The organism is Chromobacterium alticapitis, from assembly GCF_002924365.1.
Classification (GTDB): domain Bacteria; phylum Pseudomonadota; class Gammaproteobacteria; order Burkholderiales; family Chromobacteriaceae; genus Chromobacterium; species Chromobacterium alticapitis.
Genome location: NZ_PQWB01000197.1, coordinates 1 through 11,165, shown reverse-complemented (window position 1 = coordinate 11,165; position 11,165 = coordinate 1). Strand labels below are relative to the sequence as shown.

The 11,165-nt window shown below is 59.1% G+C and carries 11 protein-coding genes and 1 pseudogene; 8 read left to right on the top strand and 4 right to left on the bottom strand.

The window, feature by feature from the left end:
- Positions 1 to 622: pseudogene (locus C2I19_RS21375) on the top strand (IS1595 family transposase); the annotation flags it as partial.
- Between the two features lie 441 nt (positions 623 to 1,063).
- On the top strand, positions 1,064 to 2,143 hold the full coding sequence (locus C2I19_RS21370; RefSeq protein WP_103904584.1) for a calcium:cation antiporter: 1,080 nt from the start codon (positions 1,064 to 1,066) through the stop codon (positions 2,141 to 2,143).
- A gap of 215 nt (positions 2,144 to 2,358) precedes the next feature.
- Here C2I19_RS21370 and C2I19_RS21365 read toward each other — a convergent pair whose 3' ends face one another.
- Positions 2,359 to 2,916: a fascin domain-containing protein gene (locus tag C2I19_RS21365; RefSeq protein WP_103904583.1), complete on the bottom strand. Its 558-nt coding sequence runs from the start codon at positions 2,914 to 2,916 to the stop codon at positions 2,359 to 2,361.
- 341 nt (positions 2,917 to 3,257) lie between these two features.
- Here C2I19_RS21365 and C2I19_RS21360 point away from each other — a divergent pair, with 341 nt between their 5' ends.
- The 4 genes from C2I19_RS21360 to C2I19_RS21345 all read left to right on the top strand — a co-directional run bounded on the left by C2I19_RS21360 (position 3,258) and on the right by C2I19_RS21345 (position 5,929).
- Positions 3,258 to 3,659, top strand: a complete 402-nt coding sequence (locus tag C2I19_RS21360) for a PaaI family thioesterase (protein WP_233201322.1) — start codon at positions 3,258 to 3,260, stop codon at positions 3,657 to 3,659.
- Positions 3,660 to 3,831: 172 nt separating this feature from the next.
- Complete coding sequence (locus C2I19_RS21355; protein WP_103904582.1) at positions 3,832 to 4,566, top strand: Phenylacetic acid catabolic protein; 735 nt, start codon at positions 3,832 to 3,834, stop codon at positions 4,564 to 4,566.
- A 257-nt stretch (positions 4,567 to 4,823) separates the two neighbouring features.
- Positions 4,824 to 5,396: a hypothetical protein gene (locus C2I19_RS21350; RefSeq protein WP_233201321.1), complete on the top strand. Its 573-nt coding sequence runs from the start codon at positions 4,824 to 4,826 to the stop codon at positions 5,394 to 5,396.
- Positions 5,397 to 5,647: 251 nt separating this feature from the next.
- The gene (locus tag C2I19_RS21345; RefSeq protein ID WP_146056920.1) at positions 5,648 to 5,929 is read left to right on the top strand and encodes a hypothetical protein; all 282 of its coding nucleotides are present in this window, start codon (positions 5,648 to 5,650) and stop codon (positions 5,927 to 5,929) included.
- Between the two features lie 146 nt (positions 5,930 to 6,075).
- Here the strand turns inward: C2I19_RS21345 and C2I19_RS21340 are convergent, their stop codons facing one another.
- Genes C2I19_RS21340 through C2I19_RS21330 form a run of 3 tightly spaced genes read right to left on the bottom strand, consistent with a single transcriptional unit; the run spans position 6,076 to position 7,853 of the window.
- Positions 6,076 to 6,636, bottom strand: a complete 561-nt coding sequence (locus tag C2I19_RS21340) for a hypothetical protein (protein ID WP_103904579.1) — start codon at positions 6,634 to 6,636, stop codon at positions 6,076 to 6,078.
- A gap of 20 nt (positions 6,637 to 6,656) precedes the next feature.
- Positions 6,657 to 7,142 (bottom strand): hypothetical protein, encoded by a 486-nt coding sequence (locus C2I19_RS21335; RefSeq protein ID WP_103904578.1) that lies wholly within the window; start codon positions 7,140 to 7,142, stop codon positions 6,657 to 6,659.
- Positions 7,143 to 7,178: 36 nt separating this feature from the next.
- Positions 7,179 to 7,853: a carboxypeptidase-like regulatory domain-containing protein gene (locus C2I19_RS21330; RefSeq protein ID WP_103904577.1), complete on the bottom strand. Its 675-nt coding sequence runs from the start codon at positions 7,851 to 7,853 to the stop codon at positions 7,179 to 7,181.
- Positions 7,854 to 8,622: 769 nt separating this feature from the next.
- On the opposite strand from C2I19_RS21330, the gene C2I19_RS21320 reads away from it, so the two are divergent.
- Together C2I19_RS21320 and C2I19_RS21315 are read left to right on the top strand one after the other, a co-directional pair.
- The gene (locus tag C2I19_RS21320) at positions 8,623 to 10,224 is read left to right on the top strand and encodes a methyl-accepting chemotaxis protein (RefSeq protein WP_233201320.1); all 1,602 of its coding nucleotides are present in this window, start codon (positions 8,623 to 8,625) and stop codon (positions 10,222 to 10,224) included.
- A gap of 316 nt (positions 10,225 to 10,540) precedes the next feature.
- Positions 10,541 to 11,041, top strand: coding sequence for a metal-dependent hydrolase (locus C2I19_RS21315; protein ID WP_103904574.1), 501 nt, complete (start codon positions 10,541 to 10,543; stop codon positions 11,039 to 11,041).
- The last annotated feature ends 124 nt before the right edge of the window (positions 11,042 to 11,165 follow it).

Sequence of the window (11,165 nt, the reverse complement as noted above, 5' to 3'; positions counted from 1 at the left end):
GTCCTCCGCTCTCAAGCACCCCACTCACCATGACGCCGTTCAGGACGCCTTGCCCGACCTGACGGCTTGCCCACACTGCCAGGCCGAGGCCAACCAGTTGGCGCTATGGGGCTGGAGCCGAGGCCTGCGGCGTTATCGCTGCAAACAGTGCCACCGGACCTGCAATGCCTTGTCGGGCAGTCCATTGGCCAAATTGCGCAAGGCCGATCGCTGGCTGAGCTATGCCCAAGCGCTGCAGGATGGCTTGACCGTGCGGGCCGCGGCGCGCGCGTGCGGCATCAGCAAAAACACGGCTTTCTTGTGGCGCCATCGCTTCTTGCATTGCGCATCAGATCACCTGGCGACGCAGACCCGGGGGATTGTCGAAGTGGATGAGACCTTCATCCTGGAATCATTCAAAGGGCAGCGACACCTCCCACGCGTGTCGCGCCAGCGGGGTGGCGTTGGCCAAACCCGGGGAACCGGACCGGATCAGATTCCCATCATGGTGGTGCGGGACCGAGAGGGGCATACGGCGGATTTCAAGCTGAAGAGGCTCAATGGCGCTCATGTGGCAGCGGCTTTAGCCCCCTTGGTGGATAGCGATGCCATCCTGTGTTCGGACGGCGCCGCCGTGTACTCACACCGGGTTGCCCTTAAGGGGAGTGGAACTGAAAACATCGACCTGCTTGAAGCTCATGGAATTCATGGAGTGTTCTGCTCATGCACGGATGGGGCGGCTAGTCTACGCGCAATTTCCCACGCGCAGTCGCAAAGGAAAGTCATATTTACCCTCAGTGACCTATTCCATCAAGATTTCTTGGCGGGCTGGTCGCGCGGCTTGGCCTGCATGAACCATGCTCGCGATCTTTTTGCTGAAGTTTCTCGTCAGCCTTAACCTCAAAGGAAAGCCTGAACCCGCTGGCGGTGTCGTGGTCTATTCATCTAATGCTGCTATGCTATGGCTTGATGCAGCCTTCATGCAGGTTTCTCGATTGCTCTCCCAGAACGGTTGCCCGCCATATCCCGGCCAAGTCTTGGTCGGGCGAGTCATGCGGCGGTTCGCCAACAATAAGGAAATCCATTGACCCATAACACGATTCCGCGCTGGACCATTGCAGCTCCTGTCTTGGCCTGGGCTGCCATTGCAGCATCATCGGCGGCGGGTGGTAATGCTTTCTATTTGACGCTGCTGGCGGTTTTGCTGGCGGGAACGGTTTTCGCTGCGGTGCATCACGCCGAGGTGGTGGCGCATAAGGTGGGCGAGCCTTTCGGCACGCTGATCTTGGCGCTGGCGGTGACGGTGATCGAGGTGGCGCTGATTATCTCCTTCATGCTGGGCGGGGGGGAGGAGAAGCTGGCGCTGGCGCGGGACACCATTTTTTCCGCCATCATGATCACTTGCAACGGCATTCTGGGCATTTGCCTGCTGCTGGGCGGCTTGCGCCATCGCGAGCAGAATTTCCAGCTCAGCGGCGCCAAGGCGGCTTTGACCGTGTTGGCGGCGATTTCGGTATTGGCGCTGGTGCTGCCCAACTATGGCACCAGCCAGCCGGGCCCGTTGCTGTCGTCTTCGCAGTTGGCGTTTACCGGCGTGGTGTCGCTGGTGTTGTACGGCGCTTTTGTGTTTGTGCAAACCATTCGCCATCGCGATTATTTTCTGGCCGATGGCAGTCATGATGAAAATGAGCATGCGCCGCCGCCATCCAACAAGGTGGCCATGCTTGCCGTGGCGATGCTGCTGATGTGCTTGGTCGCGGTGGTGACGCTGGCCAAGCTGCTGTCGCCGTCGATTGAAAGTTTTGTGGTGAATGCCGGCGCGCCGGCGGCTGTGGTGGGCATTATCATCGCGTCCTTGGTGCTGTTGCCGGAGGGGCTGGCCGCAGCCAACGCGGCGAGGGCGGACCGGGTGCAGACCAGCTTGAATCTGGCTTTGGGCTCTGCGTTGGCCTCCATAGGCTTGACCATTCCCACGGTGGCGATGATTTTCGTGTTCAGGGGCGAGCCGCTGATCCTGGGCTTGGAAAACAAGGAAACCATCTTCCTGTTGCTGACGCTGGTGGCGTGCTCCTTGTCGCTATCGGTGGGGCGCACCACGATTTTGCAGGGCATCGTGCATCTGGTGATTTTCGCCTCTTTCGTGTTCTTCGCGATCAGCCCCTGAGCGAATCGCAGAGGGCGGGGCTACCCTTTGGGGCTGGCCCGCGCGCTAATTCAGGCTCATGTGCGTCCGCTTCGTAGATGAGCGATCGCTAGGTTGATGCGGGCCTATCTTTTACAGATTGCCGATTCCTTATCTGCTAGGAAGGTTGGCCTGGATGGGCGCGTCGCGCTCGGACGGCGCGCCCGGATGGGCATGAATGCGCGGCAGCTGCCTGTTTAATTGTTCAGCGGCACCAGGGTGAACGATTCCCAATCGTTGGCGGCCCGGGCATCGCTATGGACAGGAACATTATTTGCGCCGCCGATTCCGCCGTTGTTGACGAAGGTGACGTAGTTGCCATTCGCGGTTTTCAGCGCGTAAGTATTGCTGGCCGGGTCAAATTCCAGTTGGAAGCGTTCCCAGGCGCTGGCCCAGGTGGCGTCGGTGTGGAAAGGACTGGCGCTGCTATTGGGGCCGCCCATGCCGCCGCCATTTATTGCTGTCAGGTAGTAGCCGGTGGTGGTGCGGAAGGCGACGCGGCCGTTGGCCAGCTGTACCAGGTAGAGGGTTTCCCATGCGCCCTTGGCTTTGGCGTCGGAGTGCAGCGCGACGGCGTATGGGCCGCTGTTGGGGCCGCCCAAGCCGCCGCCGTTCACTGCCGTCAAGTAGTGGCCGTTGCTGGTCTGCAGGGCAAGCGGGCTAGAAAGGGTGACGATGGGGGCAGCATGGCTGGCGGCGGATGCGACGGCGAGGGCAGCGGCGGCAAACATTATTTTGAAAGCTTTCAGATTCATCACGGTCTCCGGAAGGGTTGGTTGCCTGAAGGCCTGGGAAAATTAAGACATGCGCCGCGGAATGACAAATGAATTTTCAAGAAAGGTATTTCATTCTTTGGATTGAATCTGATAGGGCGCGCCAAGAAACCATCCTGTTTTTCTCGCCTTGTCGCGTTCCGGAGTTTGGCCGGCGCGCCTGACGCCACATATGGCTGCAATAAAACTGTCCTAAATAACTGTGGCTAAATGAGATGTGTGCCTAAAGTTCGCTTGTTTATCTATTTTGATGAATATAATCTTCTCCAGTAATTGAAAATTACAACCGTATCTATATGGAGCATTCCATGGAGAAGCCGCCTTTGCTGCTGGAGACCGTTGCGCAGGCAGTCAAGGTTTTGCAGGAGTCGCCTTTTGCAGCCATATGGAGTTATCAGGTAGTCGAGGTGCGTCCTGGATCGGTAACGCTGGCGCTGCCCGCTCAGCCGCAGTTTTACCGCCCCGGCGGCATCATCCAGGGTGGTTGCTTGATGACGCTGGCGGATACCGCTTTCTGGTTGGCGGCCATGACGGAATTGGGGGTTGACGCTCCCATCGTCACGCTGGAGATGAAAACCAATTTTTTGCGCGCGGCGCAAGCCGACGTGTATTGCCGCGCCGACGTGATGAAAAGCGGCCGGCGCGTCACCTATGGCACGGCCACTATCTCAGACAAGGCTGGCCAGGTGCTATCGCACCATACTCTGACCTATCTCGCGCCCTGAGGCGGCGGCGGGAGTGGGTGCCATCAACGGGTAGGCCCTGCTTCGCAGGGCATGTTCTCCCGCCAACAGGCGCTTGCCTGTTTCCAATTGCGATTCCATGTGTCCAGTGAGCGCGCTTGCGCGGCTATCTGGGGGTATTGGCTATTGTCCATTCCGGGAAAAGGAAAGCACGATGGAAAACATTATCAATGCGCAAGGCGTGGGCCTGGAGGCGATCGCGTCCTTGCCGGGCGAGTATCGAGAGACGCTGGTGCATCAGTTGTTGGCCAATGGGGAGGGTGAGCTAAGCGCGGGCGACACGTATCTTGAAGCCTTTTACCCATTGGCGCCTGATGCCGATGAGCGCTATCTGTGCGTTCAGTTCGCCGCGGAAGAGGTGGACCATTACCGCCGTTTTTCACGCCTGCTGGCGGATTTGGATGTCGATACTTCGCCGATGCTGAGGCAGAAAAAGGAGGAGCGCACATATTTTGCGGCGGAGAGCATGACCACTGATTTTCGTAATTGGGAAGAGCGCGCGGCCTTCAGCTTTCTATGCGAGCTGGAAGGCCATTACCAGATCAAGGAAATGACGGAGAGCAGCTATTTGCCGTTGCGCGCGGAGGCGTTGGCGGTGCTCAGGGAAGAAGCCAGGCATTTCAGCCACGGCGCTTTGCTGATGCGCCGCGCATCCGCAGAGCCGGAGGCGAGGCAGCGAGCGCAAGAGGCGCTGGACAGACTGTACCCGATGGCGATGGACATGTTTGGCCGCTCGGACTCTCGGCGCAGCGAACTGGCGGTGAGATGGGGGCTGCGCCGGCACAGCAACGGCCAGCTGCGTGATCTGTATCGCGACGACATCCGGGGCCATATCCGGCGACTGGGTTATCTGGTGCCGGATGAGCTGTCCAGCCGTCGTTATTTCTGACGCCTGGGCAAGCGGGCGTTGACGAGGAGTGCGACATGAATGATTTGGATTTGGCAATCAATGGCTTGACTGACAGAGTGATGCGGCATCGGGTGTTCGATCACCCCATGTTCAGGCGTTGGGCGGCCGCGCCGCTGTCGGCGGCGCAGTCAGGCGCGCTGTTCCATCAGATGCAGAATTTCTGCGCAGCTACCCGGCCGGGCTTGGCGTTTCCTCAGGGCCTGCGCAAACTGGGTTTGACGAGGCAGGCCGAGTTGATGGCGGAAATCGCCGACTCCGAGCAAGGGCATGGCCCGGATCTGGCGCGGATGGCCGGCCATATCGTCAATCTCGGCGCGGGCAGCGTGGTTTTCGACGATCTGGAGGGCCAGTCGGCGGTGGAAGCGGGGCTCAAGCGTTATTCTGACCAGTTGCTGGGCGGCTTGCCGGGTTATGACCGCGCCAGCGGCTTGACGCGGCAAGCGCGGGAGGCGATAGCCATCTTCCGGCAACGCGACCGGACGGACCCGGAAAGCACGCTGCGCAATCTGGGCATCGCCTTCGCGCTGGAGCTGATTTCCAACCGCTCGCTGATTCCCGGAGAGAAGCGGGCGCTAATCGACTCCGGCCATTACGGCCTTGGCCTGGATGATCCCGAGATGCACTACTTGTTCGATCACTGGGGCGAGTGCGGGGCCGAGCAGCAGCATGAACAGAATGTGCGGTTAGCCATTGCAGGAGCGCTCAATGTTGAAACCAGGCCTTTGATCGAAGCCGGCATCGATGCTTTCCTTGATGCTTTGGCTGCATTATGGGATGTCATTGATAGCCGCGTGCTGCAAAACGCATGAGGAGCCCATGTCGCCGCGTCTCCGGCGCGGCGTTCACGCCACTTGCCGGCATAGAGCGGTCCCAATTGCCGGCCAGGCGAGGTGGCAGGAACTTGAGCATAATTTTCGTGTCAAAATTCTCTATTTGAAATTATTTAGGAAGCACCATGCGCCGCATCGCAAAGTTTGTCCGCTGGTATTGGCAAAAATGGACCCGCGTAGATGAAAGCCGAGATGTTCCGGACTGCCGCTGACGATTGCTTCGAGACGTGATGATGAAAAAAATAATTGCCGTGTTCATATTGCTGGCGATGGCTGCTGCCGCGCACGCGGATATTTGCAGCGACTTTGATCGCGCCAATCGCGATCAATATGGCGTTGGTAAATGGGAAAGCGTATTGAGCAACAAATCCACTATGGAGCTCATCAGCTTTTATCAGGAAAAGCAGGATTTTCTTAAGCAATGTCCGCAATTGAGCAATTTTTCACGCCTGCACATCGAGAATGCGCTGCGGGCGGCGTCTGCGTTGCTGGATCAGAAACGAAAGAAGTGAGCCACGGAGAGCCTGGCGGACTTTTTGTAGTCAGCCTGTTGTAGGAGCAAGGCAGGTCTGCCAAGCGCGATATGCGGCTTCGTTTCTGCATGATGGTTCATGCCAAAAATGGGCGCCTCGAACGAGGCGCCCATTGCAATGCTGGCTTATTTGATGTCGTAGAAGCTGGCAACGGTACGACCCAGGCCATCTGTGCCATACAGCGTGGAATGCAGTGTGTCATAAGCTTCTGGCTGGCTTCGTTTGCTTTGGTTGAATTGTCCGCTGAATGCCAAAGGGTTGGCCGAGCCGCGAACCATGTCTTTGCGGGAGAGAGATTCGCTTCTGTGATTTTTCTGGCTGGACATGCCCAAGATAACGAAACTGATCTCCGCCCCGGCAGGGCTGGTCCAGGCAAGCTGGATATCGCTGGAGAGATTGGCGTTGAGCAGCGTGGTCACGCTGGCGTTGCTCAGTTTGGCAAAGGCGCGGTCGCTCAGCTTGCTAGGCGCGAACAGCGGTTGCCTAACCATGATGTCCTTGGCCAGCGGTTGACTGAAGTCAGCTTGGGCGAATAGACGGACTTTCACTTGGCCACTGCGCATGGCTTGATTGATCTGGAGGATCTTGTCTTCAGGAAGGTTGAACTTGCCGGCGCAGTCGTCTTGCGAGCCGTAGCTGGGACCGTTTGCTGACAGGATGCCATTGCAGCGGGCGTTTTCCGTCAATGACAGCAGCGCTTGATTGTTTACCGCAGTTGCGCGCTGCGAACGGTTATTCCTGAGCTGGTACGAGCTTGTTTAGAGATACTCAGCGTAAAGTCGGCCGCATAGCTGACAGCATCTTTTTGCGATTGGCGATCAATTTGGTGATGCGCTTGAGCCGACGAGCCAACAAACATGTTTACAGGATAGTCGTTGCCCGCGATCAGCCAGTCCTTGTCTACCTTAATGACAACGTAGTCCGCCAGATGTTTCCCATCATCGCCGGCTATGGAAACTTCGCAACGGTTGGCGTTTTCACAGCTCAATAAGTGTATCCGACTGATGCGAGTGCCTGCGAACAGGTTTGAATGAGGAGATACCACATGATTCAGGTATTGGCTGGCATTCATGCCGGAATAGTTGAAATCCTCGCTTAGCAGCGCGCTCATGCGATCTGTTTGGCCGTCCTCGGTTTTGTAGACTTCCGTCAGTTGCCGCGCCAGAACATCCAGGCTTGCGATATCTGGCATGCCATCCGCGGGCAGCGCGATGGGGGCAGGTTTTTGCTACCGGCTGACATCAACCGTGTTGCCGCCCAATTTGCTCCTGATTATCAGCGTGCCCGCCTGATCTCCGGCAGCGATATCCACTAACTCCAGCAGCTTGTCGTGACCCGTTTTATTCGGCTTGAAGGAGGTGGCGATCCAATCGGACTTGTCTTCCAGCTGCAAGGTTTGGCTGAGCGTGGCTAGCGCTGCCTTGAGGTTGGCCTGGCTTTGGCGCAAAGCGTCAGCGGTAAGCGTCGGGGCGCAGTCGCCTGCCGTGACAAAGCATGATCCCGCGTCTTTTCCGCTGGCCAGCGTGACGATGGCTTCGGTCAAAGGCGTGATGTTGACCACGCCATTGGCCGAGGCGACGGAGTGCAACAATTGCGGGGCGTCATTGGCGACGCCGCGGGCTTCCAACAGCAAGGGCGCGGCGGCATTGTCCAAATTAATGTTGCTGAATCCGCCGTTGGCGTCGGTTTGGAAAGTCTTGACGACCTGGCCCTGGATATTCTTGACCGTGATTTGAGCATTCGCCAACGGCGAGCCGACAGCCGCAGTCCCGCTGATGCTCTGAATGGTGTTGGTATGGGCCGCGGGTGTTTGAGCGGCGCTATCGTTGTTGTCGGAGCCGCCGCCGCAGGCGGATAGCAGCAACGAACAGGCGAGCGCGCTGGAAGTGAGGGTGGTTTTCATGTCTGAAATGTAATTTATATATTTAAATTGTTAAAAAATTTAACAATTATGGCCTGGATATTGTCGCATTGGAATGATTTTGAAGAAGTGGAGCGGATGTTTCGATGCAGAATGCAACTTGCATTCGCCTGAAATTAGGCCGTTGCGATTTTGTTGCGGCTGGGTAGGTATTCTTCCCAAAATATTGCCAGACGTGTCATGACTCAATTGCAATGCGTTGCGAGGAAGTGGCCGCTTGGGCTGCTTATTGTTGCATGGCCGTGGACGGCGCTATGCGATGGCGTCTCTTCTGGACAGCTAGCACCGCTGGCGAGGCCGGGCGGCTTTGGCAAACGCCTGATCGCGGCTTGCCGCTGTTCCCATTCGCCGCCGAGGCGGTTTCCATTTGCGGCGGCGGTCGCATTCTCATGTATCGGCAACGCGTGTTTTCGGGACTGCATGCCGGGCCTGGCGAATCCACTGGGCGCATCGTCAAGGGACTCGTAGCGATGGGCGTGCTTGCCATTGACGTGGATTTGTCCAAGACCGCAGCCTCAACTCGCTGAGCTATGGCGCTTTTCGCCAGGTGGTTCCCCGCGCGGAGGCTGGGCCGGCTTTGCGCTGGCACCCTTGCCACACAAGGCTCTTGGATCAGCGTGAAAAATGACATGGGTCAATAAAACCAAAAAGAATATTGAAAATGAATAATAAGGTGCGCTATTGTGCTGTTTTCCTTACAGACCAAGCGGATGGAATAATGGCGGGTACCATTTCATTGAAGAGGCGCTTATTGCTGCAGACGGTCGGGGGCATTGTGCTGGTGTGCATCCTGGGAGCCTTGTTGATGAACGCTTTGCGGCAGCAAATGCTGTCGGATCGCCAGGAGTTGCTGCGCAACCAGGTGGAGACGGCGGACAGCCTGGTGGCGAGGCACGAGGAGGAGGCCGCCGCCGGCCGGATGCCGGAGGCGGAGGCCAAGCGCTTGGCTTTGCTGGAGCTGACCCGGCTGCGCTTCGACGGCAATGAATATTTCTTCACGCTGGACAAGGATTTGAACTGGCTGGCCCACGGCATGAATCCCAAGCTGGTGGGGCGCAATATGCACGGCGTCAAAGATGGCGCCGGCGTTGATATCGGCGCGATGTTCGAGCAGGCCGTGAGGGCAGGCGGCGGCAAAGGCTATGTGCAATACGTTTGGGCCAAGCCGGGCTTGGCGGAGCCGCAGCCCAAGCTGGCCTATTTCCAGACCTCGGGCCGCTGGGGCTGGATTTTGGGCACCGGCTTGTATCTCGACGACGTGAATGCGGCGCTGATGCGCCAGCTGTTCAGCGTGGGCGGGCAGGTGCTGCTGTTCGTGGTGGTGAGCTTGTCGCTGGGCTGGTGGGTGTATCGCAGCGTGATGCGCGAGCTGGGCGCGGAGCCGTCTGAGGCGGCGGCCATCGTGCGCGAGATATCCGGCGGCAAGCTGGATAGGGAAATCAAATTGGAATCCGGCGACGGCGACAGCTTGCTCGCGCATATCCGCGAGATGCAAGGGCAACTGCGGCGGTTGGTGGGCGAAATCATGCGCGACGCGGACGAACTGGGCCGCTTGAACGCCGGTGTGGTGGGCGGCGCGCGCATGGTGGCGGACAACTCCCAGGGCCAGAGCGAAGGCGCGGCGGCGATGGCCGCTTCGGTGGAGCAGTTGACGGTCAGCATTAACCATATCGCCCAGCACGCGGTGGACGCGCGCAGCGTGTCGCAGGATTCCGGCCAGCTGTCCGCCTCCGGCAGCGAGGTGATCGCCAAGGCGGTGGCGGAAATGCAGGGCATCAGCGAGACGGTGGACATGACGGATGCGGCCATAGCCGAGTTGGCCAGCAAGACCGCCACCATTTCCAGCATCATGCAGGTGATCAAGGACATTGCGGATCAGACCAATCTACTGGCGCTGAACGCCGCGATCGAGGCCGCGCGCGCAGGAGAGAGCGGCCGCGGCTTCGCTGTGGTGGCGGACGAGGTGCGCAAGCTGTCCGAACGCACGGCCAAGGCTACCGAGCAGACCGCGGAAATGATCAGCGAGATCCAGGCCAGTTCGGACTTGTCGCGTCAGAATATGAGTGAGACGGTGGCGCGGGTGCGGACGGGCCTGGGCTTGGCGGAAGAGGGCGGCGAGCTGATCCAGCGCATACACGGCAGCGCGAGCCAGGTGGTGCAGGTGGTCAACGACATTTCGCACGCGCTGCAGGAGCAGGGCACGGCCAGTCAGGACATCGCCCGCCATGTGGAGAAGATCGCCCAGGTGGCGTCCGGCAACGCCGTGGCCGCCACTCAGGCATCGGAGAGCATCCAGCGCATCGAGGAAGTGACCGGCAGCCTGCGCTCCTCTGTCGCGCAATTCCAGGTCTAGCGTCCGGGAGGGCGCGGCAAGAATGAAAGGATTGTCGGCTGTGTTTCCGGCGGCCGCTTGGCCGCCGGATGTCTGTTTTTTCGTTCTTTTTCATGCTAGTTGGCGTCTATTCAGGGCTGTTCGCCCGCGCTGACGCATGTCGCCGGGATGGCGTGCCAGCCGCGCGGCACACTGGGGTTTTCTTCCCCGGTTTTGCTTCCTGGCCCCGGCTGCAGTAGCATGAGCGCCCGCGCGCGGCGCGGCGAGGCAACGAGAAGCAACAGGCCGCAAAGGCGACAATAAAAATGACTGACAATTTCCGCGAGGCGGTGGCGCCATGATGGTGGGCACCCATATCGCGTTCGGCGCCTTTTGCGCGGTTTCGGCGGCGATGATCCTGCATCTGCCGGGCATGATGGCGGTATTGCTGCTGGCCGGCGGGCTGGCTGGCTCGCTGCTGCCGGACATAGACCATCCCAAGAGCTGGCTGGGCCGGCGCATTCCCTTTCTGTCCCGGCCTGTGGCCTATCTGTTTGGCCACCGCGGCATCACTCACAGCCTGTTCGCCGTGGTCGGCGTGTTCTACGCTAGCGCCGCCTGCCTGCGCGATTGGGGCATAGGCCTGGGGCACGCCATGCCGCTGGTGCTGGGCCTGTGCGTGGGCTACGCCTCGCATCTGGTGGGAGATTGGCTGACGCCGGCAGGCATTCCGCTATTGTGGCCGGTGAGGGTGCGTTTCCGCGCGCCGCTGATGCTGTTGAAACCCAAGTTGGCGGAGCCGTTGATGACCGTGGGTTTGTGGTTCGGCGCCGGCTTCCTGATGTCGAAGACCTTCTGAAGCGCTTGTGTGGCGCGGATAGCCAACTGCTAGGGGCTGTTGACGTTTCACATAGGCAACCATAGGTATGCGCACGCCATGGCGACCACGCTCTCATAGTTGCACTTCAATTTGTCGTATCGGA

Coding starts and splice junctions, on each gene's coding strand:
- C2I19_RS21365 (WP_103904583.1), bottom strand. CDS start 2,916: ATGAATCTGAAAGCTTTCAAAATAATGTTTGCCGCCGCTGCCCTCGCC.
- C2I19_RS21345 (WP_146056920.1), top strand. CDS start 5,648: ATGATGAAAAAAATAATTGCCGTGTTCATATTGCTGGCGATGGCTGCT.
- C2I19_RS21350 (WP_233201321.1), top strand. CDS start 4,824: ATGGCGGAAATCGCCGACTCCGAGCAAGGGCATGGCCCGGATCTGGCG.
- C2I19_RS21355 (WP_103904582.1), top strand. CDS start 3,832: ATGGAAAACATTATCAATGCGCAAGGCGTGGGCCTGGAGGCGATCGCG.
- C2I19_RS21335 (WP_103904578.1), bottom strand. CDS start 7,142: ATGCCAGATATCGCAAGCCTGGATGTTCTGGCGCGGCAACTGACGGAA.
- C2I19_RS21315 (WP_103904574.1), top strand. CDS start 10,541: ATGATGGTGGGCACCCATATCGCGTTCGGCGCCTTTTGCGCGGTTTCG.
- C2I19_RS21330 (WP_103904577.1), bottom strand. CDS start 7,853: ATGAAAACCACCCTCACTTCCAGCGCGCTCGCCTGTTCGTTGCTGCTA.